The sequence below is a fragment of the Bradyrhizobium sp. Ken51 genome, from assembly GCF_055807435.1.
This window is the reverse complement of record NZ_JBVVPB010000019.1, coordinates 1-20,298: the sequence shown is the minus strand read 5'-3', so window position 1 is coordinate 20,298 and position 20,298 is coordinate 1. Positions and strand designations below refer to the sequence as shown.

Genomic DNA, 20,298 nt, shown 5'->3' with positions numbered 1-20,298 from the left:
GCAGAACGACGCGTGTTCGTCGCGGCTTGGCAGGGTGAACAATCAATAGGACTTGGGATGTTGGCTGACACTCATTCGCCTGTCCTTCTGGTTCTGGTCATGGCCGTCGCCGGACCTTTGCTCGCTGAGCTTCCGATCGGATTTCGTATTCCGGCGGTAGTGCTTGAAGTCGTGTTAGGCGTCATCATCGGCCCGCAAGTTCTTGGCTGGGTGCGATTCGACGGCGTCTTGGCCTCTATGTTCGCCTTCGGAATGGCGGCCACGCTCTTCATGGCGGGCATGGAGCTCGAGTTCGAAAGAATTCGCGGACGGCCCTTGTTACTTGCGGTGGGCGGGTGGGGAATGTCAGTCTTGCTTGCGGTGTCAGCGGCAGCCATCCTTCGTGCGAGTTCGCTCCATGATCCTATGATCGTGGCATTGGCTCTCGCCACAACCGCGCTGGGTACGCTGCTACCCATTTTGCGTGATGCAAATCAACTCGACACACCGTTCGGGCGTTTTTTCATTGCCGCAGGGACAATGGGCGAACTAGGACCGATTGTCGCAATGTCGTTGCTGCTTAGCCAGCAGTATACGACTGTCCAGGAGTTTGGTTTCCTGGTGGCATTCCTTGTGGTCGTAGTTTTGGCGGCCGCAATCAGCTTGGGGCTACGTCCGCCCCGTGTTGTCGCCCTCCTGGCTCGCTCGCTACATGGGAGCTCCCAGCTTCCAGTTCGTATCACCCTACTATTGTTTGCCGCTTTCTTCGTTCTGTCGGAGCGCTTCGGGTTCGAGAGTATCCTGGGAGCATTTGCTGCGGGATTAGTCGTAGGATTGGGTACACAAGGGCCGGACGGCAAAGCACCGCGGATGAAAATTGATGCCATCTTCTTCGGCTGGTTCATTCCGTTTTTTTTCGTCGGCACGGGTATAAAATTCGATCTCGCGTCAATAACCGGTAGCGTCGTCACGATGTTGCTAGTACCGGTCGCTCTCGCCCTTTTTCTGCTGGTGCGAGGTGCGCCGGTATTTCTGTATCGCAGGGATCTAAAGCCCGCAGAACGGATACCCTTCGCGCTTTACAGTTCGGTCGCCTCGCTTTCGTTGGTCGTTGTCATCACCGAGATTGCCGTTCGTGCAAAAACCATGAGTCAGCAGATGGGCTCTGTGCTGGTCGGAGCTGCAGTCTTGTCGGTGTTGCTGTTCCCGACGATCGCCGGGCAGCTTCTTCATAGACGCGCGACGAGCGGCCCGGGCGCGGGTAAGGGGGGCATCACCGGCGATTGAGCCGGGTCGAGGTGAACCTTGGTCGTCATTGCGCTGCGGAAGCGGTGCATGGACGTGATGGCGCTGCACAGGCAAATGTTTGATGACTCGCCGCGCACCTTCTTCATGCATTTCCGAGCCGACGAGGATGCTGTCAAGTCCGCTGAAGACATCCCTGCGGCGCTCTTGAGCTGCGAGCACATGCCCCGTACCCGCGAAGGAGCCTCGCCAGATGTCGAAAAGAGAAAAAAGCAAATCCATTCGGGCGATGGATCGCATAGAGCAGCTTATTACTTGATGGCGGGCGGCTTGCCGTCGACTTTTGCCGGTGCGGACTGTGCAAGGGCCTGCGGTGTGACTCCAACTATGACAAGCAGGGCCGACACGATCGCGGCGGCCGAACGAGTGGCCGCAGGCATCGAGAACTCCACGCTAAAGATATCGCGAGATCGCCTTAAACTCGGCGAGGGCATTCTTTGCAGATTTGCCGGAGCCGCCATTGGCGGCCGCATCCAGGCAGTGGTCGACATGATCGTGGATGAGGGCTTTTTTGGCCTCGGCGATGGCTTTCTCGACCGCATGAAGCTGCTGGGCCAAGTCGAGACAGGAGCGGCCATCATCGAACATCGCGATGACCCTGCGCAGGTGCCCCTCGGCGCGCTTCAGCCGCTTGACGATATCCGGATGGCTCTCGTGGATGTGCTGCGTCATGGATCATCCTATCCCCGGGGAGGGGATAGTTCATGACGGGCGCGCCGCCAAGCCCCCTTCTCGGACCAGGTTGCCGCGGCGTGAGGCGCACGGGCTTTCCTTGGGTGAAGGGTCCGTATTGTGTGTAGCCCGGCGTAGCCCAGAACGCTGTCCGCTGCGAAAGCGGAGGGACGGTCGGGGCTACAAATCGGGGATAACTTGTTGTAACGCTGGTGCCGGCTGAGGGGATTGAACCCCCGACCTTCGGTTTACAAAACCGCTGCTCTACCGCTGAGCTAAGCCGGCGACGCCTGGAAAAACGGGGCAGGGCCGGCGTATGCCGGGGCTGTCCGCCCGTGCGCGCCGCAATACCAGACTTGCCCGGAAAGTGCCAGAACCCGCGATGCTCCTGCAAACATGAATCAGGCGGCCCGAAGGCCGCCTGATCTGTCGCGTTCGGTTCAAACCGCCTTACTGGCAGATATGGCGGCGCCCGTCTTGGCCCTTGAACCAGGTGCCGGGCGTGCAGACGAAGCCGTTGCGCTGGGCGTAGGTGCGGGTGTCCCAGCCGCGGTTGTCCCAAGAATTATTCCACGAATTGTCCCAGCCACTGTCGTAGGCGTAGGCGTCGTTCGTGGCACGGAACGGGGCGGTTGCGATTGCGCCCGCAGTCCCGATGGCTGCGCCGGCCACGCCGGCGGCTGCTCCGACCGCGCCAGTGGCTACGTCGGTCGGCCAGAAGCCGGTGCGGCTCCTGTTCCAGTCGTTATTCCAATCGCCGTTGTTGGTCTGGCGATAGGACACGCGACGATGCCGATAGCCGCTATCGGTGTACGGATTTCCCGGTCCGACGTTCTGACAGTTGGCGTTGGGGAATTGCGCCGCGCACCGGCCCGGATTGGTGATCACGGCCTGCGCCATGGCAGAGCCTGTCACCAGGGTCGCCGCAATCGCCGTGGCTCCGAGAAGTTTGATATTCATGATTGTTTGGCTCCCGTTCTGTTGACGGGGGCTAAACGCCGAGGACGCCGGACGTTCCGCTGAAACCGGTGGATTTTCGTCAACGATATTCAAACGGAAGTGAGCACGCACCATGGTTCCCGACTGCAGGGTCCAGCGGCGTTAATGCTTCGCTAGTTCGCCTTACAGCATTTGAGCGGCGCGCAATCCTTACACATTAGGCTTACCAGCAATTGGTGAGAGGGCCTTAACCCTCTCTGCGTCGCTATCGGGTAGGTTGTCGCCGAATAAATGGGATCCCCTCATGCGCGCATCTGCGCTCGCTGCGTTTCTGATCGGACTGCCCGCGACGGCGTTTGCCGGCGGCGGCTTCGATATCGTCGTTCCCGGCCGCCCGGGCGTGCCCATCATCATCAACAACATCGACGCGTCCTATGCCGCGGTCGAGGGGACCTGGGGCCTGGGGAAGAACGTCCAGGTGCAGCCCACGATCTATGGCGGACGTTATGTCGCCGAGCGCCAGCCCGCCGACGTCGGCCATTACTACCCGACGCTGGGCCTGCGGCCCGGCTATGGGCGGCTCGAGGTCGAGCCGCCCGCGAACCGCAAAATGCCCAAGCCCGCCGAGAGCTATTACCAGAGCTGGGGCGCGCAATCGGCGCCGCTGCCGCCGCAGATGGACGTGCCCGTCAATCCGCCGCCGGTGATCCTCGCGCCTGAGATCAACGACCAGCCGCGGCGTCCTCGGCCGCGGCCGCGTGCAGAGATGCCCGGCAGGCCGCCGGGTTAAGAAACGAAAACAACAAACGAAAATCAACAGGAGAGAGTAATGCGTCAGATGATTTCGGGACTGGTCGGGGCGGCTGCCGCGATGTTCGTCGCTACCGCGCCCGCCGCGGCCTGCGGCTTCAATCCGTGCCAGCCGGTCGCGCCGGTCTATTCCGGCTGCAACACCGGCTGCGGCGGTTATGGGGCCGGCTACGGCTACGGTTATGGCGCCTATGAGCGTCTCGCCGAGCCCACCACGCAATATTATCACGTCAACCAGGGCCCGACCTATACCGGCCCGGGCGCCTTCGCGCCGTATCCGACCTATCGTGAAGACGCGGTGGTTGCGCCCGCCAATTACGGCTACGGCCGTGGCTATGGTTACGGCAACGGCTACGGCTATCGCGCCGCCGCGGTCGAAGCGCCGGCCGCCTATCCCTACCGCCGCCCGTATTACCGTCCGTATCGCTACGGCTACGGCCCGCGCGCCGGCTATCTGCCGCGCACGCATTACGGCTACGGTCCGCGCTACGGCTACGCTCCGCGCCATGCGCCGTACTATGGCGGCCACCGCGTGCTGCGCCGCTATTACTGATCGCTTGATCGGTTGAGCCAACGAGACGCCCGTCCGCGATGCGGACGGGCGTTTTGTTTTGCTTTGTTATCGCTTCATCAGCCCGAGCCGACTGGCGCCGACATAGAGCGAGAGCACGGCGGCATTCGAGACGTTGAGGCTCTTGATCTCGCCGGGCATGTCGAGCCGCGCCACGACGCTGCAGGTCTCGCGCGTCAATTGCCGCAGGCCCTTGCCTTCGGCGCCCAGCACCAGCGCGAGCGGCTCGCGCAGGGCGACCTCGGAGAGATCCGCGCTGCCTTCACTGTCCAGTCCGACGGTCTGGAAGCCGAGCTCGTTCAGCGTGGTCAGTGCGCGGGCGAGGTTTTGCACCGTCACCATCGGGACCAGCTCCAGCGCGCCGGAGGCGGCCTTGGCCAGCACGCCGGTCGCTTCCGGACTGTGACGCGCGGTGGTGACGATCGCCTTCACCGCAAACGCCGCCGCCGAGCGCAGGATGGCGCCGACATTGTGCGGATCGGTGATCTGGTCGAGCACCAGCACCATGCCGTCCTGCTCCAAATCCTCGATGTCGGGCGAGGGCAGGGGATCGGCCTCGGCGAGCAGGCCCTGGTGCACGGCGTCGGGCGACAGCAGCCGGTCGATCTCCTGGGGCCGGACGATCTCGGGCGTGACCGGGATTGCGATGTTCTCGTCCGCCAGACGCCTTGCGGCGTTCTCGGTCAGGGTCAGCTTGCGGATCTGCCGCTGGGGGTTGGCGAGCGCCATGGTGACGGTGTGCCAGCCATAGAGGATGACAGGCCCGTCGGTATCCGAATCGCGATCGCGCCGGGCCGGCCGACCGGCCGATTTTCCGGTCCTGTTGAAGGGCTTAGACCCGCCGCGGGGGCCCCTCGGGTTGAATTTTCGATCCTTCATGGGCTCGCTTGTGTCATGGGTCCCGGAATATGGCAATTTGGGTGGCTTCGGGGGCGATTTTAGCTGTTCGCCTCGGTTGACTTTACCCCACCGCTTCGCCGATAACCGCGCCCGGTCGCGCCCCCATCCGGGCTGTCGCGGCCTTCACGTTCCATGGCCGTCTTCGGTCGCCGGCAAGGTCCGGCCCGATTGTGCTGCCGTCGAGCGGGGGAGTGTCCCGAGTGGCAAAGGGAGCTGACTGTAAATCAGCCGCCTTATGGCTTCGCAGGTTCGAGTCCTGCCTCCCCCACCATCCTTCGCTCGCTTCGCGAGCTACGGCTCGGCAAGCCGGCACCGATGGTCATGGCGCGAAGTGAGCGAAGGCTGTCGCGCCGTAGCCCGCAGGGCGTAGGCGGACTGGCTCAGAGCGTAAGTTACCCCATCATCTCCCGCGCCATCGGCACCACTTTCCGCCCGTAGAGCTCGATGCTCTTCATCAGCTTCTCGTGCGGCAGGGGGCCCGCCGAATACTTCAGCTGAAACCGCGAGATGCCGAGTGCCTTGGCGGTCTTGGCGATCTTGCGCGCGACCGTCTCCGGCGAGCCGACATAGAGCGAACCATGCTCGGCCTCGTTCACGAACTCGTCGCGGCCCATCGGTGGCCAGCCGCGTTCCTTGCCGATGCGGTCGCGCATCGCCTTGTAGTCGGGCCACAGTTCCTCGCGCGCCTGTTCGTCGGTCTCGGCGAGGTAGCCGGGCGAGTGCACGCCGATCGGCTGTGCCGGGCGGCCGAACTCCTTGAATGCGCGGTGATAGAGATCGACGAAAAGGGCGAAGCGCGCCGGATCGCCGCCGATGATCGCGAGCATCAAGGGCAGGTCGTAATGTGCCGCGCGCACCACCGATTGCGGACTGCCGCCGACGCCGATCCAGGTCTTGAGCGTGCCGTTCTCGACCGGGGGATAGACCAGCTGATCCTTGAGCGGCGGACGCAGCTTGCCTTCCCAGGTCACCGGCTTCTGCGACAGCAGTGCCGCGAACAGATCGAGCTTCTCCTCGAACAGCTCTTCGTACTTGCGCAAATCAAAGCCAAACAGCGGAAAGGACTCCGTGAACGAGCCGCGACCAAGGATCACCTCGGCGCGTCCGTTCGAAAGCGCGTCCAGCGTGGCAAAGCGCTGGAAGACGCGGATCGGATCATCCGAGCTCAGCACGGTCACGGCAGAGCCGAGATGGATCCGCTTGGTCCGCGATGCGACGGCGGCCAGCACGGTCTCGGGAGACGAGATCGCGAAGTCGGCGCGGTGATGCTCGCCGAGCCCGATGAAATCGAGGCCGAGGTCATCAGCCAGCACCGCCTCGTCGATGACGTTGCGGATCACCTGCGCGTGCGGAAGCATCGCGCCGGAGGCGTCCCTGGTGACGTCGCCAAAGGTGTCCAGTCCGAATTCGAGCGGTGCGGTCATCGATGAGATCTCTGCGGGCGCGGCTTGCGCGCCTGTCACTGTGGGGGATTGCTTTAGTCGCAGCTAAGCAGCCGGGACGGGTGCACAATGCTGCTTCGAGAAACCCATTGTTTCCTTTTTTCATGGTGTCGGCCGCCCGCTGCCCGCGGCTTCAGTCGGACCTGGCGAACATCTCGACCAGGGTCTCGCGCAGCCAGCGCTGCGCCGGTACGGTGTCATTGCGCTGGTGCCAGAACAGGCTGACGATGCGCGGCGGCGCCTTGAGCGGAAGCGACATCGCGTGCAGGAACGGCGCGTGCCGGGATTGCGAGCGCAAATCGCTCGGCAGCACGGCGACCAGGTCGGACTGGCGCACGACCTCGTAGGCGGCGCTGTAGTGGTTGACGGTCGCGACCAGGTTGCGCGACAGCCCGCGCGAGGCGAGGAAGAGGTCGTAGGACGGCAAGGTCTTGCCCGCGAGGCTCACATCGACATGCCCCGCGTTGAGGAAGCTGCGCGTGCTCAGCCGCTTCACCGTCGCGAGGGGATGACCGCGCCGCATGAAGCAGGCGTAGTCGACGGTCCACAGCGAGCGCGAGCGGATGGCGGCCGGCTGCTGTGCTTCGTTGACATAGACGCTGAGCACACAATCAACGCGATTGTCCTCGAGCTGGTCGGCGATCTCCACGACGGTGTTGGGGACGGTATGGATTCGCGCCTTCGGCGCGACACTGCCGAAATGGTTCAGCAGGTTCGGCATCACCAGCGAAGCGACATAATCCGACATGGACAGGCTGAATTCGGTCTGCGCACGGCGCGGATCGAACACCTGCTCGTCGAGCGCGCCGCGGACGGTTTCGAGCGCTTCGCCGATCGGCTCCCACAGCACCACGGCGCGCTGGGTCGGACGGATGCCGGTGCCGGACCTGACGAACAGGGGATCGCCGAGCGCGTCCCGCAGGCGTGCGAGCGCGTTGCTGACCGCCGGCTGCGTCATCAGAAGCGCGTTGGCTGCGCGCGTGACGCTGCCCTCGGTCATCAGGGCCTCGAAGACTTTCAGCAGGTTGAGGTCGAGCGTTCGGAACGACAGAACATTCACCACAGTGATGTACTAGATCATGATTATAAATTATGACGATAATATCTCTTTGTCTATGGTTCCCCAGGGATGAGCGGAGTGCCGGGCCGCCAGACAGAGGGGACTATCATGTCGATGATTTCGGCGCGCATCGAGCGCCTTCCATTCGCGCGCTTCCACGGGCATCTGCTGCTGATGGGCGGGCTCGGCTACATGTTCGACGCGATGGACGCAGCCGTGCTGGCGTTCATTTTGCCGGTGCTGCGCACGACCTGGAATCTGTCGAGCGTCCAGATCGGCGTGCTCGGCAGCAGCACCTATATCGGCTTCCTGTTCGGCGCGCTGCTGGCGGGCACGCTGGGTGACCTGATTGGCCGTCGTGCGGTGATGATGTCGGCGCTGGCGCTCTATTGCGTCGCATCCATCGTCAGCGCGGCGGTGAACGACTGGTCGTCCTTCTTCGCCGCCCGCGTCGTCGCGGGCATGGGCACCGGCGCGGAGAGCGCAATCATTGCGCCCTATCTCGCGGAATTCGTCGCACGGCGTTACCGCGGCAGCTTTACCGGCGCGCTGGCTGGATTTTTCTCCTTCGGTTTCGTCGCGGCGGCCTTGCTCGGCTATTTCATCGTGCCCGCCTCTGAGAACGGCTGGCGCATCGTTCTGGTGATCACCGCGGTGCCGGTCGTCATGCTGCTGTGGTGGCGCAGGGCGCTGCCGGAATCGCCGCGCTGGCTGGAAAGCCGGAGTCGGGAGAAGGAAGCCGAAGCCGTGCTGGACAGGATCGAGGCCGGTTTTGCGAGCCAAGGCCATGTCCTGCCGCAACCGGTCATCGAAATCACGGTGTCTCCCGTGACTGGTGGGACACTGCTTGCCAATTTCGCCGCGCTCCTCGCCGGCCGCCAGGCGCGCATCACCATCATGACCTGGATCATGTGGCTTGCGATCACGTTCAGCTACTATTCCTTCTTCGTCTGGATCCCCGGCCTTCTGGTCCAGAACGGCATGAGCATCACCAAGAGCTTCGCCTATTCGATCGCGATCTATTGCGCGCAGATTCCCGGCTATTTCAGCGCCGCGTACTTCAACGAGCGCATCGGCCGGCAGGCGACGATCGCCTCCTACATGGTGCTCGGCGGCGCCAGCGCGCTCGGGCTGGCGTTCGCGCACAGCGACCAGCACATCATGGTGGCGGGAATCTTGCTGTCCTTCTTCATGAACGGCACCTATGCGGGCGTCTATGCCTATACCGCCGAGGTCTTTCCGACGGCGGTCAGAACCACCGGCGCCGGGCTCGCCTCGGCGATCGGCCGCATCGGTGCGATCGTGTCGCCGATCCTGGTCGGCTATCTCTATCCCAATTTCGGCTTCGCCGGCGTGTTCGGCCTCACCACGAGTGTGCTGCTGTTAGGCGCGCTCACCGTGGTGCTGATGGGGGTGCCGACGCGCGGCCGTTCGCTGGAAGAGATTGCGGGGGGTGAAGTCGCTTGAGGGAGACGAAACGCCGGTCCGATCCGCTGCTCTGCGCCGTGGCGGCCGCGCAGGGCAGGGTGGATCAGCCGGATGCCGTGTACTCGGCGCTGGACGACGCCTTGAAATCGGCGATCGGGCACAAGCTGTTCACGATCCTGACCTATGACGACGACACAAGGGAAGCAGCGCGGGTGTATTCCAATCTCCCCGGACCTTACCCCGCGGGCGGACGCAAACGCCTGGCGCCGGGGCCGTGGACCGAGGCCGTGCTCGACCGCGGCGACGCCTATATCGGCCGCACCCGGGACGATCTGCGCGAGGTGTTTTCCGATCATGAGCTGATCGCTTCGCTCGGCTGCGAAAGCGTGCTCAACATGCCCGTGCGCTGGTGTGGGCGCACGCTCGGCTCGCTCAATCTGCTCCATGAGGCAGGCTGGTACGGCGAGGACGATGTCACTGCGTGTCTTCCATTCGCCCAGCTCGCCTTGCCCGCGCTGCTCATCCAGTCCTGATAAGACAGGAAATCGTCATGTCCCGTGTGCTCTTCAAGAACGCCGCTCTGCTCGATCCGCTTCAGCCCGACCTCCTGGAGGGACATCACGTGCTGGTCGAGGACAATCTGATCAAGGAGGTCTCCGATCGGCCGCTCCAGGCCGAAGCCGATCGCACCATCGATCTCAAGGGCAAGACGCTGATGCCCGGCCTGATCGACCTGCACGTGCATGCGATCGCCGTAGAGCTCAATTTGGCGCAGCAGGTGCACATGCCGAACGTGCTGGTGACGCTGCGCTCGACGCTGCTGCTGCGCGGCATGCTGCGGCGGGGCTTCACCACCGTGCGCGACGCCGGCGGCGCCGGCCATGCGTTGAAGCAGGCGATCGAGACCGGACTCACCGACGGTCCGCGGCTGTTCGTCTCGGGACGTGCGCTCAGCCAGACCGGCGGGCACGGCGACATGCGGGCGCGTTCGGATTACCTCGCCAGCGACGCACCGTGCCCCTGCTGCGTGCGTGTCGGCGCGCTGGCGCGCGTTGCCGATGGTGTCGACGGCGTGCGCAGGGCGGCGCGCGAGGAGCTCCAGATGGGGGCGGACCAGATCAAGATCATGGCCTCAGGCGGCGTGGCTTCACCGACCGATCCGGTCGGCGCCTTCGGCTACTCCGAGGACGAGATCCGCGCCATCGTCGAGGAGGCGCGCGGGCGTCAGACCTATGTGCTCGCCCACGCCTACACCGCTGCTGCGATCGAACGCGCGGTGCGGTGCGGGGTGCGTACCATCGAGCACGGCAACCTGGTCGATGCTCCGACCGCGCAGCTGATGGCCGAGAAGGGTGCCTATGTGGTGCCGACGCTCGTCACCTACGAGGCGCTGGCCAACGAGGGCGCCCAATACGGCCTGCCGCCGGAAAGCGTGGCCAAGATCGCCGATGTCCGCGACGCCGGCCTGCGTTCGCTCACGATCTACCGCGATACGGGCGTGAAGATGGGGTTTGGCAGCGACCTGCTTGGGCCGTCCCAACGGCTCCAGAGCGACGAATTCCGTATCCGCGCCGAGATTCTCGGTCCGCGCGCCGTCATCGCCAGCGCGACATTGGTCGGCGCCGAGGTGCTCGGCATGGAGGGCAAGCTCGGCCGGATCGCGCCCGAGGCGTGGGCCGACCTGCTGGTGGTCGATGGAAATCCGCTCCGCGATGTCGTCTGCCTGCTCGGCCAGGGCGAGCACATTCCGCTGGTGATGAAGGCAGGCAAGGTCCAGTTCGACCGGCTGAACGCTTAGCTGCCGCCACATCCCGCGTGCCGGTGCGGCCTATTTCGGGATGCGCACGACCATCTTGCCAAGCGCCCGGCGCGTCTGCATGGTCCTGAACGCTTCCCGGAAATCATCCAGCGCGAAGACGCGACCGACCACAGGCTTCAGCTGGCCCTCGGCCAACCAGGCCGCCAGCTCCGACATCAGGCGCTTCTGCACCTCGGGCTCGCGGATCGGAAGCTGCGCGAGGTCGACGCCGAGCAGGGCGCCGCCCTTCAGCAGCGGCAGATTGAACGGTAGCGCGGGGATCGCGCCGGCAGCAAAGCCAACCACGAGATGACGTCCGCGCCAGGCGATGGAGCGAAAGGCCTGCACCGAGACCTCGCCGCCGACGGGGTCGAAGATCACGTCGGCGCCGTGTCCTCCGGTTAATTCCTTCAACGTATCGCGCCAGTTGATCTGCGTGTAGTCAACCACAGCATCGGCGCCGTGCTGTCGCGCGAACTCGCGCTTGTCTGGTGTCGATGCCGCTGCGATCACACGGGCGCCGAGCAGCCTGCCAATCTGGACAGCCGCAATTCCCGTGCCGCCGGCTGCGCCCAGCACCAGGAGCTGTTCGCCTGCGCTGAGCGACGCGCGCGCACTCAGCGCATAGAGGGCTGTCAGGTAATTGGCACGAAACGAGGCGGCGACCTCGGCCGCGACGCCGTCCGGCAGGGGATAGAGCGCTTCGGGGGTGACGACGATCTCTTCGGCAAGCGCGCCCGAGCGCGTCATCCCCATCACGCGCATGCCGGGTTGATAGCCGCCCGGTGCACCGGGCGCTTCGTCCACGATCCCTGCGAATTCAGTTCCGGGAATAAAGGGCAGGGGATCCTTGGTCTGATAGCGCCCCTCGATCTTCAAGCCGTCGACAAATCCGATCCCTGCGGCCTCTACCCGGACGCGCAGCTGTCCGGGCTCGATGCGCGGAGACGGAACGTCCTTCAGGGCGATTTGATCGATGGGCGCGTATTGTTCGACGACGACCGCTTTCATGTCGGACCTCTGTTGTTCCAGTTATCCTGACAGGCCCCGACACCAGCCTCTTGTGTCTTACCGCCACATTCCCCGCATCCGAGCGCCGATGTCGACCTTCGGGCCTTGCGCGGCAGTGCGCGCTGCGCTTGCCCCGGCCTTCGGCCAGGCGGTGCGCTCGAACAGATAGACGAGCTGCTCCGGGATGAAGCGGGTGCGCGAGGCGTAGACGTGGCGGTCGCCCTTGGCGGCCTGGCCGTGGACGAAGAAGCGCTGCGGCACCACGAGGTGCAGATCGTCCTTGGCGCGCGTCATCGCGACATAGAGCAGGCGGCGTTCCTCCTCGAGCTCGGCGCTGGTGCCGGCGCCGAGATCCGACGGCATGCAGCCGTCGACGACGTTGAGCACGAAGACCGATTTCCACTCCTGGCCCTTGGCGGAGTGGATGGTGGAGAGGATCAGATAGTCCTCGTCGCGCAAGGGTGGTCCGGATTTGTCGCTGGTCGCATCCGGCGGGTCGAGCGTGAGCTCGGTCAGGAATTTCTCGCGCGAGGCATAGCCGCTCGCGATCTGCTCGAGCTGCATCAGATCGGCGCGGCGCGTCTCGGAATCCTCGTGCAGGCGATCTAGATGCGGTTCGTACCAGAGCCGCACGCGTTCGAGATCGGCCGGCCATTCCGAATAGCGCAGATTTTCGATGGTGCGGACGAAGTCGGTCCAGTCCGCGCCGGTGCGCGGGGGCACCGGGAGCTGGCCGAGCGCGGCGAGCGGATTGGAGCTCTCCGCCATCTGGTCGAGCACACGCTGCGCCGTCGCAGGTCCGATGCCCGGCAACAGATGCAGGATGCGAAATCCGGCGACGCGGTCGCGCGGATTCTCAGCGAAGCGCAGCAGCGCCAGCACGTCCTTGACGTGAGCTGCATCGAGGAATTTCAGCCCGCCGAACTTGACGAAGGGGATGTTGCGGCGGGTGAGTTCGATCTCAAGCGGACCCGAATGCGAGGACGTCCGGAACAGCACCGCCTGGTGCTTCAAGAGCGCGCCTTGCTCACGGTTGGCCAGCACCTCCTCGACGATATAGCGGGCCTGGTCGGTCTCGTCGTGCACGGTGACGAGCTGCGGCTTTTGCGCGGAGGTACGGTCGGTCCAGAGATTTTTTGTGAAACGCTCGCGCGCCAGGCCGATGACGCCGTTGGCCGCCGCCAGCACGGGTTGCGTCGAGCGGTAATTGCGGTCGAGCGTGATCATCTCGGCGCGGGGCGAGAAGCTCTGCGGGAAATCCAGGATGTTGCGAACAGTGGCGGCGCGGAACGAATAGATCGACTGCGCGTCGTCGCCGACGACGGTGAGGCCGCGTCCGTCCGGCTTCAGCGCCAGCAGGATCGAGGATTGCAGGCGGTTGGTGTCCTGATATTCGTCGACCAGCACATGATCGAAGCGGCCGCCGATTTCTTCCGCGATCAGCGCATCGCTCATCATCTGCGACCAGTAGAGCAGGAGATCGTCGTAATCGAGCACGTGCTGGGCCTGCTTGGCCTCGACATAGGCCGCGAACAGGCCCTTCAGCTCGGCCGCCCAGCCCGCGCACCAGGGGTAATGCGCCCCTAACACCTTCTCGATCTCCATCTCGGCATTGACGCAGCGCGAGTAGATCGACAGGCAAGTGCCTTTGGCGGGAAAGCGGCTCTCCGTCTTCGACAATCCGCGCTCGTGCCGGACCAGGTTCATCAGGTCGGCGGAATCCTCGCGGTCGTGGATGGTGAAGGCAGGATCGACGCCGATCCGCTCGGCATATTCGCGCAGCAACCGCGCGCCGATGCCGTGGAAGGTGCCGGCCCAGGTAAGCGCGTCGCGCATGATCGCGGCATTGTTCTCGCCGAGTACTTTTCGGGCGATGCGCTCGACCCGGCCGGACATCTCGGCCGCGGCGCGGCGCGAGAACGTCATCAAGAGGATGCGGCGCGGATCGCTGCCCGCGACGATCAGGTGCGCGACGCGATGGGCCAGCGTGTTGGTTTTGCCGGAGCCCGCACCGGCGATGACGAGCAGGGGCGCGCCCACGGTCGCACCATCGGCCACGCCATGCTCCACGGCGCGGCGCTGCTCCGCATTGAGCGTGTCCAGATATGTCGCCACGAATCGCCCCGGTGAAACAGCCAGAGTCGGCGATCCCGCTGCGAATCGCAATGCGTCTGGACGGGACCGATGTTAAGACCTAGGGACAAGACGGCCCAAGGTTCCATTCCGAAAAAAGCGCCACCCGGCATGACCGAGCTCAAATCCGACCAGTTCGAGATGCGACGGCTGGAATCGCTCAGCAACACCATCTTTGGCGTCGCCATGACGCTGCTCGCCTACGACCTGCCCAAGGCTGCGGTGTTCACCAGCGCGCCCGACTGGAACGATCTCGCCCGGGTCTATTCCGGCAAGCTCGCGGGTCTCGCGCTCAGCTTCATCATCGCCGGCGTGTTCTGGATCAGCCATCACAGGCGGCTGGCGCGCCAGCCCGTCGGCAGCCGCGGCGCGGTGATCCTCAATCTGTTCTTCCTGCTATCGATCGTGCTGCTGCCGGTGACCAACGGCCTCTACACCAACTACCCCAGGAGCAGTGCGGTCGCCGTGCTCTACGGCCTGCACCTGACTGCGATCGCCGGCCTCAATGCCTGGCTGTGGTGGAGGATCCTGGGCGGCTGGCGCCACGAGATCATGGCCTCGCTGTTTCCGCTGCTGGTGTTCATCCCGGGCACCGTCGTTGCGGCGTTCGCGCCGCAAGTCGCCCCGTTCGTGTGGTTCATCGCCTTCGGCGGGCTGCTGATCCAGCGCTTCTATGTCGGGCCGACCGGGACGGACAAGTAGGCCTGCCGTTCATTCGCCGGAAGGCGTCGTGCCGAACCCGTCGGCCGGCACGTAAAGCTTGACCGGGCGGATCTCGTAGATCGCTGACGGATTGACCTGGCGCAGCGTCCGCGCGGCCGCGATCGCCTCCTCGTCCGTGTCGTATTCGACGAGGTGGAAGCCCAGAAGCTGCTCCTTGGTCTCGGCAAACGGGCCGTCCAGCACGACGCCCGCGCCGGGGCCACGCAAGGTGCGGGCCTTTCGGGTCTCATCCAGGCGGGCGGCCGGGCCAAAATGCCCGCTTGCCCGCAGCGGAGCCTGAACCTCGATGACTTTGGCCACGACCGCGGCGTCCTTCTCGGGCGTCCAGGACAAGATCTCGTCTTCCACGTGATAGGCCAGGATGGCGTAAAGCATCGTCACCTCGTTGATTTTTGCTGCGCGCGTCCAAAGGACGTATCACCACCGTCGCAGCCGACAATGGGGTTGGGGAAAATATTGCGTCGCGGGGTGGGGCGACGAAACCTTCCCGAAACCCGATTGCGGCCGAAAGATGTGAACGCCGTCCGAAATCGGCGCGACTGATTGCCACCAAGAACACTTCGGAGGCGGCCATGTCGACCATCAAGATCATCTGCGACGCGCGTCGGACGGAAAAGTCGGACGCCGCGGATCTGCACGACCAGAGCGGCCACCACCGCTATTACGGCAGCTCGGCCGAGAGCGGCGGCGAGCGCATCGTCGAAAGCCGGCGCGGCAAGCGCCCGCGCGCAATGAACGTTTGCGGCTTCTAAGCCCAACGCTTACGAAACAGCGTGCGACCATGAACGTCGTGCAGAAATCGATCGCCGCGATGCCGTTCCTGCTCTCGCTCGCGACCAGGAACGGCAAGGCGGTCGCGCCATGCCTGCTTGCGGGCATCTTCACCGTGCTTCTCGGCAGCGAGCCGCCGCGGGCCGCCATGGCCTGGTGCGTCGGGCTGTTGATCGCCGCGGTAGCGGTGCGGGAGCGGCCTCGCACGATCTGACGGCTTGTCACATCTCGCTCAGCACCTGCTTGATCAGGGTTTCCCGCAACCGGGCGAGCTCGCCGCTCGCCTCCATCTGCTCGATCATCCTTCCGACCTTCGGCACGAGATCGCGATGGCGTTCATGCAGATGGTGGTAGATGCTGATGCGCTCGAGTGGCGGTGAGAGCGGATGGATCCTGGCCTGGAGATTGAGTTTCCTCACCGCAACCAACCCGCTGAAGAGGTCGGCGACCATCACGTCGAAGCGCTCGGCATCGAGCATCTTGACCATGTTGTCGAGGCTTGTGGTCGCCGTGACCCGGGTCATGCCGCGCGTACCGGCTTCCGACGAGCCGACGCCGCGTACGATGCCGATGCTGTAGTCCCTGATTGAATTCCAGCCGGCGACGTCGAACTGCAGTTTCGTGGTGAAGACAGCGGGCTCGATGTAATTGATCGCAGGTGTCACCTGGATCAGCGTCGGGTAGTCGCGAGAGAGCGTTCCGATCCGTTGGACCTCCCCGTCGACCTCGCCGGTGCTCGACAGCGCGAGCGCGCGCTTGCCGGGGACATCCTCGAATTCGAGCTTGATGTTCAGCCTGGCATAGACCGCGCGGAGCATCTCGCCGCCGACATATTGATCGGGGATATCGGCGATGCGTGCCAGCCGGATGACCTCTTGCGCCTGCGACGGGCTTGCCGCGAGCAGCAATAGGCAGACCACGACTATCCGCCTCATGACGCATCTCCCTGGCCATGCCTTTTGGGCGTGCCCTGCTACCATCGGATTGCGGTGCCGCGCGATCTACCGGAGATGGCAGCTGTGCCGGCCCGCAACGTTTGCAGCGCGTTCCCGCTGTGCGGGCGGCTCCGGACTTTCACCGATGTCATTCTAGCATGCGAGGTGGTAGTTTGCCCGGGGATCCTGTTGCTGGGCGCAAGATATGACCCCGTCGAGCTCAAGCCGCCCAAGGGCCAACAGGATCATCGGCCGACAGGATCATGGGCCGACAGGATCGCCACGCGTATCGCCTGCTGAGGCAGGGCCTCAACCGTTCACTTTGCTCGCGGCTGCGACCGGTAGGCTGAGCAGGTGCCGCCATTTTCGGGACGTGGTGCATGGGCAACGCAGGCAACGACGATAGCAAGCGCGGCCGCGCCATTGCGCCGGTGGCTGCGAAGCAGGATTTGACCGGCATCGGCGCCGCGCTCGCGCCTCCCATGTTCGCGGCGCTCCTGTCGCGGATCTTCAACTGGTCGCGCAGCGGCGTCGGGCCCCGGCTGCTTGCTGCCGTGCTGCTGTTCTCATCGGTCGTGACGCTGACCCTGACCGTGCTCCAGCTCTATCTGGATTACAATCGTGAGGTCGGACTGATCGAGACGCGGCTGGACGAAATCGGCCGCAGCACCACGGGCAGCCTCGGAGAGAGCCTGTGGAATCTCGACCAGAACCAGCTCAAGCTCCAGCTCGATGGCATTCTGCGGCTGCCTGACGTTCGCGCGGCGGAGGTCCGCGAGATCGCCGATCGGCCCGATCCGATCCGTGTCGAAGTCGGCGAGCGAAACACCCGTTCGATCATGACCCGGGAATTTCCGCTGACCACCATGGTGCAGGGGACCTCGCGCGCCATCGGCACGCTCCGGGTCGAGGCGACGCTGACCGACGTCTATCAGCATTTGCTGAACAGGGCCCTCGTCATCCTGGCAAGCCAGGCGGCAAAGACGTTCCTTGTCTCGTTGTTCATCATCTACATGTTTCATCTGCTGGTGACGCGGCATCTCGGCGCCATCGCCGAGTACGTCGGCAAATACAGCCTCGGACGGCCGCCGCCGCCGCTGCGCCTGGAGCGCCGGCCGCCTTACGAGGCCGACGAGCTGGACAAGGTGGTCGTTGCTTTCAACGCCATGTGCGCCAACCTCGAACACGCCTATGGCGAGCTGCGCGAGGCCAATGGGAATCTCGAGCGTGACCTGAAGATCCGGCAGCACGCCGAGGAGAACGCCCGCGCGAGCGAGCAGCGCTTCCGCGATTATGCCGAGACTGCATCCGACTGGTTCTGGGAGACCGGCCCGGATCACGTGTTCACCTACATTTCAGAGCGGGCCGATGCTTTCGGCATGGACCCGAGGGCGCTGATCGGGAGGCGCCGTTCAGACGCCGCCTTCGACCACGATGCCGAGCCGCAGAAATGGCGCGGTCACCTGGCGACGCTGGATCGCCACGAGCCGTTCCGGAAGTTCGAGTATCGCGGCCGCGATGCGGCTGGGCGCGCGCGCCATTTCAGCGTCAACGGCCAGCCGGTGTTCGGCGCCGATGGACGCTTCATGGGATATCGTGGTTCGGCCACCGACCTGACCGAGCAGCACGAGACGGAGGAGCGGCTTCGGCAGTCGCAGAAGATGGATGCGATCGGTCAGCTCACCGGTGGCGTCGCGCATGACTTCAACAACGTGCTCACTGTCATCACCGGCACCATCGAGATCGTCCGGGAGGGGCTGGCGGACAAGCCCGACCTAGCCGCGATCGCCCAGCTGATCGACGATGCGGCGGCGCGAGGCGCGGAGATCACCTCGCAGCTCTTGACCTTTGCGCGTCGCCAGCCGCTGGAGCCGCGCGAGATCGACGTCAACGGCCTCGTGCTCGAGACGGCGAAGCTGTTGAAGCCGATCCTGGGCGGAAACGTCGAGATCGTGACCCACCTCGCGGACGACGCCTGGCCGGCGATGGCCGATCCGTCGCAGCTGTCGTCGGCGATCATCAATCTCGCCGTCAATGCGCGTGATGCGATGCCTGGCGGCGGCACGCTGACGCTCGAGACCGCAAACCGCGAATTGGATGGTGCTGGTGACGGCGACGCCACACGCGGCGCCTTCATCATGGTCGCGGTGACCGACACCGGCCATGGCATCCCCGCCGATATCCGCGACCGCGTGTTCGAGCCGTTCTTTACCACCAAAGGGGTCGGTCGCGGCACCGGGCTCGGCCTCAGCATGGTCTACGGCTTCGGCAAGCAGAGCGGCGGCAGCGTCGCGATCGAGAGTGAGGAAGGCCGCGGCACCGTGATTCGGCTGTTTCTGCCGCGATCTGCGGGCGGAGCGCAGGCGAGGGTCGGGTCGCTGCAGGCGCCCGCGGCGGCACGCGGGCACGAGACGGTTCTCGTCGTCGAGGACGATCCGCTGGTGCAGGGCTATGTCATCGCCCAGCTCGGCAGCCTCGGCTATCGCACCCTCGTAGCCGGCGACGGCGCAACCGCGCTTGCGCTGGTGCAGCAGGGCGCCCAATTCGATCTGCTGTTCACCGACATCATCATGCCCGGTGGCATGAACGGGCAGGAATTGGCCGAGGCCGTGCGGCGCCTTCGCCCGGGGATGAAGGTGCTCTATACGTCCGGCTATACCGACAACGCCCTCGACCACGAGGGCCAGCTCGGTCCCGGCGTTGCGTTGCTGAGGAAGCCGTACCGGAAGGCGGACCTGTCACTGAGGGTCCGCGAGGCGCTCGCCGGCGAGCCGCCCGCCTGAGCAGCAGGCGCGTGACCCACGAAAAAGGCGCGGCGGGGAGACCCCGCCGCGCCCGATTTCTTGCTCGCTGGTCCAGGGCTGAGAGCGCCCCGATGCCAAGCCTCTATTCAAAGCTTAGCGGGCGATCCCAGCGAGGTGACAGCGCTTGGTAAAAGACACTGGATCACCTCCTTTCGTTGGTTACGGAAGACATCAATATAGGCGGCAATTCCGGTGTTGTTAAGGGGAGGCGGGTCGGGAGGAAGCAGCGGCTGTTCGCAGGGCCAGGACGGCGCTGGAAAGCCGTCGATTTGGCAGTTGATCCTGGGCAGTTGAGACCGCCGCCCGGCCGTGTTAGGGAGCCCCTGTCGCGGGTGTAGCTCAATGGTAGAGCAGCAGCCTTCCAAGCTGAATACGAGGGTTCGATTCCCTTCACCCGCTCCAATGTTTTCATTGTCCGGCCCGTTGAAGACGGCTGTGAGCACGGTAAGGCCGAGATGCTCAGCACGAGGTTCTTGCAGCTGCACTCGGAGGTGTGGCTCGTGTGTCGAATACCGGGACCGGTAAGTTGAAGACAAAGGCGAGCGCTCCCCGGAAAAAGCGGCGAACTGCCTAGCCCAACGCCTCTTCGCCGTAGCTTCCGGCGCCGAGCGAAGGCAACCACGAGCTCAATTGGTTCGGTCGCTGGACCTGGCCTTCTTGGGTGAAGCAACACCTCGCTCCCGGCGAGACTTCGCAGGAGCTTCAGGTTCGATCCCGTTCTGGCGGTCGAACTTCCTGATCCATGATTGAATGTAGCCCGGATCGTCCGGACAAAGCTGCTCAAGTAAACGAAGGTTCTGCGCTCTGAATTCCACTAGGGTTTTCGGCAATTGTGCCTCCTCAAAACCCTGCCCATAGCTAGGCTGCTGCATCGGGAAAAAGTGGTCAAGCCAAAAGGGCGCTTGAAAAGATCGGTGCGTTGATGCAGCGCCGACGGCGAAAACCCCGCCTGGGGGAAGCGGGGCTTTCTGGTAGGGGTGAAGCTTAGGGACGCTTCGACTGTATGACGCGCGATCG

General features: G+C 64.5%; 20 protein-coding genes, 3 tRNA genes and 1 pseudogene. 13 read left to right on the top strand and 11 right to left on the bottom strand.

Annotated features, from left to right (window positions below; genetic code table 11):
- Positions 1 to 57 precede the first annotated feature (57 nt).
- Both AC0L27_RS27760 and AC0L27_RS27755 read left to right on the top strand, forming a co-directional pair.
- Positions 58 to 1,266 carry a cation:proton antiporter gene (locus AC0L27_RS27760; protein WP_354058665.1) on the top strand — a complete coding sequence of 403 codons (1,209 nt, stop codon included), beginning with the start codon at positions 58 to 60 and terminating at the stop codon, positions 1,264 to 1,266.
- An 18-nt stretch (positions 1,267 to 1,284) separates the two neighbouring features.
- Positions 1,285 to 1,419, top strand: a pseudogene (locus AC0L27_RS27755) (DUF1259 domain-containing protein); the annotation flags it as partial.
- 258 nt (positions 1,420 to 1,677) lie between these two features.
- Here AC0L27_RS27755 and AC0L27_RS27750 read toward each other — a convergent pair.
- From AC0L27_RS27750 to AC0L27_RS27740, 3 genes are all read right to left on the bottom strand, one after another.
- Complete coding sequence (locus AC0L27_RS27750) at positions 1,678 to 1,956, bottom strand: metal-sensing transcriptional repressor (RefSeq protein ID WP_354059643.1); 279 nt, start codon at positions 1,954 to 1,956, stop codon at positions 1,678 to 1,680.
- Positions 1,957 to 2,166: 210 nt separating this feature from the next.
- Positions 2,167 to 2,241: transfer RNA gene (locus AC0L27_RS27745), tRNA-Thr, on the bottom strand.
- A 165-nt stretch (positions 2,242 to 2,406) separates the two neighbouring features.
- Positions 2,407 to 2,916 (bottom strand): hypothetical protein, encoded by a 510-nt coding sequence (locus tag AC0L27_RS27740; RefSeq protein WP_275168203.1) that lies wholly within the window; start codon positions 2,914 to 2,916, stop codon positions 2,407 to 2,409.
- A 283-nt stretch (positions 2,917 to 3,199) separates the two neighbouring features.
- On the opposite strand from AC0L27_RS27740, the gene AC0L27_RS27735 reads away from it, so the two are divergent.
- Positions 3,200 to 3,685, top strand: coding sequence for a hypothetical protein (locus tag AC0L27_RS27735; RefSeq protein ID WP_275168202.1), 486 nt, complete (start codon positions 3,200 to 3,202; stop codon positions 3,683 to 3,685).
- Between the two features lie 39 nt (positions 3,686 to 3,724).
- Positions 3,725 to 4,258 (top strand): hypothetical protein, encoded by a 534-nt coding sequence (locus tag AC0L27_RS27730; protein ID WP_473320936.1) that lies wholly within the window; start codon positions 3,725 to 3,727, stop codon positions 4,256 to 4,258.
- A 66-nt stretch (positions 4,259 to 4,324) separates the two neighbouring features.
- On the opposite strand, the gene rlmB is transcribed toward AC0L27_RS27730, so the two are convergent.
- A complete protein-coding gene (gene rlmB / locus AC0L27_RS27725) occupies positions 4,325 to 5,155 on the bottom strand; it encodes a 23S rRNA (guanosine(2251)-2'-O)-methyltransferase RlmB (protein WP_473320935.1) in 831 nt (276 codons plus the stop codon).
- A 206-nt stretch (positions 5,156 to 5,361) separates the two neighbouring features.
- Between rlmB and AC0L27_RS27720 the strand changes: the two genes are divergently transcribed.
- Positions 5,362 to 5,447 (top strand) — tRNA-Tyr (locus tag AC0L27_RS27720).
- A gap of 121 nt (positions 5,448 to 5,568) precedes the next feature.
- Here AC0L27_RS27720 and AC0L27_RS27715 read toward each other — a convergent pair.
- Positions 5,569 to 6,600, bottom strand: coding sequence for an LLM class flavin-dependent oxidoreductase (locus AC0L27_RS27715; RefSeq protein ID WP_473320934.1), 1,032 nt, complete (start codon positions 6,598 to 6,600; stop codon positions 5,569 to 5,571).
- Between the two features lie 151 nt (positions 6,601 to 6,751).
- Entirely contained in the window at positions 6,752 to 7,681 is a 930-nt protein-coding gene (locus AC0L27_RS27710; RefSeq protein ID WP_473320933.1) for a LysR family transcriptional regulator, read from the bottom strand.
- 105 nt (positions 7,682 to 7,786) lie between these two features.
- Here AC0L27_RS27710 and AC0L27_RS27705 point away from each other — a divergent pair, with 105 nt between their 5' ends.
- Genes AC0L27_RS27705 through AC0L27_RS27695 form a run of 3 tightly spaced genes read left to right on the top strand, consistent with a single transcriptional unit; the run spans position 7,787 to position 10,904 of the window.
- A complete protein-coding gene (locus AC0L27_RS27705) occupies positions 7,787 to 9,145 on the top strand; it encodes an MFS transporter (RefSeq protein WP_473320932.1) in 1,359 nt (452 codons plus the stop codon).
- Complete coding sequence (locus tag AC0L27_RS27700; protein WP_473320931.1) at positions 9,142 to 9,639, top strand: GAF domain-containing protein; 498 nt, start codon at positions 9,142 to 9,144, stop codon at positions 9,637 to 9,639. The genes AC0L27_RS27705 and AC0L27_RS27700 overlap by 4 nt, the downstream gene beginning before the upstream one ends.
- A 17-nt stretch (positions 9,640 to 9,656) precedes the next feature.
- Entirely contained in the window at positions 9,657 to 10,904 is a 1,248-nt protein-coding gene (locus AC0L27_RS27695; protein ID WP_473320930.1) for a metal-dependent hydrolase family protein, read from the top strand.
- A 30-nt stretch (positions 10,905 to 10,934) separates the two neighbouring features.
- Here the strand turns inward: AC0L27_RS27695 and AC0L27_RS27690 are convergent, their stop codons facing one another.
- Together AC0L27_RS27690 and AC0L27_RS27685 are read right to left on the bottom strand one after the other, a co-directional pair.
- Complete coding sequence (locus tag AC0L27_RS27690; protein ID WP_473320928.1) at positions 10,935 to 11,915, bottom strand: NADPH:quinone oxidoreductase family protein; 981 nt, start codon at positions 11,913 to 11,915, stop codon at positions 10,935 to 10,937.
- Between the two features lie 57 nt (positions 11,916 to 11,972).
- The gene (locus AC0L27_RS27685; protein ID WP_473320927.1) at positions 11,973 to 14,030 is read right to left on the bottom strand and encodes an ATP-dependent helicase; all 2,058 of its coding nucleotides are present in this window, start codon (positions 14,028 to 14,030) and stop codon (positions 11,973 to 11,975) included.
- A 129-nt stretch (positions 14,031 to 14,159) separates the two neighbouring features.
- On the opposite strand from AC0L27_RS27685, the gene AC0L27_RS27680 reads away from it, so the two are divergent.
- A complete protein-coding gene (locus tag AC0L27_RS27680) occupies positions 14,160 to 14,750 on the top strand; it encodes a TMEM175 family protein (RefSeq protein WP_275168189.1) in 591 nt (196 codons plus the stop codon).
- 9 nt (positions 14,751 to 14,759) lie between these two features.
- Here AC0L27_RS27680 and AC0L27_RS27675 read toward each other — a convergent pair whose 3' ends face one another.
- Positions 14,760 to 15,146: a YciI family protein gene (locus AC0L27_RS27675; protein WP_354209196.1), complete on the bottom strand. Its 387-nt coding sequence runs from the start codon at positions 15,144 to 15,146 to the stop codon at positions 14,760 to 14,762.
- 197 nt (positions 15,147 to 15,343) lie between these two features.
- Between AC0L27_RS27675 and AC0L27_RS27670 the strand changes: the two genes are divergently transcribed.
- Positions 15,344 to 15,523 (top strand): hypothetical protein, encoded by a 180-nt coding sequence (locus AC0L27_RS27670; RefSeq protein WP_354209198.1) that lies wholly within the window; start codon positions 15,344 to 15,346, stop codon positions 15,521 to 15,523.
- Positions 15,524 to 15,552: 29 nt separating this feature from the next.
- Positions 15,553 to 15,756, top strand: coding sequence for a hypothetical protein (locus tag AC0L27_RS27665; RefSeq protein ID WP_354209199.1), 204 nt, complete (start codon positions 15,553 to 15,555; stop codon positions 15,754 to 15,756).
- A gap of 7 nt (positions 15,757 to 15,763) precedes the next feature.
- On the opposite strand, the gene AC0L27_RS27660 is transcribed toward AC0L27_RS27665, so the two are convergent.
- Entirely contained in the window at positions 15,764 to 16,477 is a 714-nt protein-coding gene (locus AC0L27_RS27660; protein ID WP_354209200.1) for a substrate-binding periplasmic protein, read from the bottom strand.
- A 380-nt stretch (positions 16,478 to 16,857) separates the two neighbouring features.
- On the opposite strand from AC0L27_RS27660, the gene AC0L27_RS27655 reads away from it, so the two are divergent.
- Together AC0L27_RS27655 and AC0L27_RS27650 are read left to right on the top strand one after the other, a co-directional pair.
- Positions 16,858 to 19,260 (top strand): ATP-binding protein, encoded by a 2,403-nt coding sequence (locus AC0L27_RS27655; protein WP_354209201.1) that lies wholly within the window; start codon positions 16,858 to 16,860, stop codon positions 19,258 to 19,260.
- A gap of 349 nt (positions 19,261 to 19,609) precedes the next feature.
- A tRNA-Gly gene (locus tag AC0L27_RS27650) sits at positions 19,610 to 19,683 on the top strand.
- Positions 19,684 to 19,907: 224 nt separating this feature from the next.
- Here the strand turns inward: AC0L27_RS27650 and AC0L27_RS27645 are convergent.
- A partial coding sequence (locus AC0L27_RS27645) for a hypothetical protein (protein ID WP_473320925.1) occupies positions 19,908 to 20,298 on the bottom strand: 391 nt, incomplete at its 5' end.

Coding starts and splice junctions, on each gene's coding strand:
- AC0L27_RS27660 (WP_354209200.1), bottom strand. CDS start 16,477: ATGAGGCGGATAGTCGTGGTCTGCCTATTGCTGCTCGCGGCAAGCCCG.
- AC0L27_RS27675 (WP_354209196.1), bottom strand. CDS start 15,146: ATGCTTTACGCCATCCTGGCCTATCACGTGGAAGACGAGATCTTGTCC.
- rlmB (WP_473320935.1), bottom strand. CDS start 5,155: ATGAAGGATCGAAAATTCAACCCGAGGGGCCCCCGCGGCGGGTCTAAG.
- AC0L27_RS27750 (WP_354059643.1), bottom strand. CDS start 1,956: ATGACGCAGCACATCCACGAGAGCCATCCGGATATCGTCAAGCGGCTG.
- AC0L27_RS27665 (WP_354209199.1), top strand. CDS start 15,553: ATGAACGTCGTGCAGAAATCGATCGCCGCGATGCCGTTCCTGCTCTCG.
- AC0L27_RS27670 (WP_354209198.1), top strand. CDS start 15,344: ATGTCGACCATCAAGATCATCTGCGACGCGCGTCGGACGGAAAAGTCG.
- AC0L27_RS27730 (WP_473320936.1), top strand. CDS start 3,725: ATGCGTCAGATGATTTCGGGACTGGTCGGGGCGGCTGCCGCGATGTTC.
- AC0L27_RS27705 (WP_473320932.1), top strand. CDS start 7,787: ATGTCGATGATTTCGGCGCGCATCGAGCGCCTTCCATTCGCGCGCTTC.
- AC0L27_RS27680 (WP_275168189.1), top strand. CDS start 14,160: ATGACCGAGCTCAAATCCGACCAGTTCGAGATGCGACGGCTGGAATCG.
- AC0L27_RS27655 (WP_354209201.1), top strand. CDS start 16,858: ATGGGCAACGCAGGCAACGACGATAGCAAGCGCGGCCGCGCCATTGCG.
- AC0L27_RS27760 (WP_354058665.1), top strand. CDS start 58: ATGTTGGCTGACACTCATTCGCCTGTCCTTCTGGTTCTGGTCATGGCC.
- AC0L27_RS27735 (WP_275168202.1), top strand. CDS start 3,200: ATGCGCGCATCTGCGCTCGCTGCGTTTCTGATCGGACTGCCCGCGACG.
- AC0L27_RS27715 (WP_473320934.1), bottom strand. CDS start 6,600: ATGACCGCACCGCTCGAATTCGGACTGGACACCTTTGGCGACGTCACC.
- AC0L27_RS27740 (WP_275168203.1), bottom strand. CDS start 2,916: ATGAATATCAAACTTCTCGGAGCCACGGCGATTGCGGCGACCCTGGTG.
- AC0L27_RS27695 (WP_473320930.1), top strand. CDS start 9,657: ATGTCCCGTGTGCTCTTCAAGAACGCCGCTCTGCTCGATCCGCTTCAG.
- AC0L27_RS27690 (WP_473320928.1), bottom strand. CDS start 11,915: ATGAAAGCGGTCGTCGTCGAACAATACGCGCCCATCGATCAAATCGCC.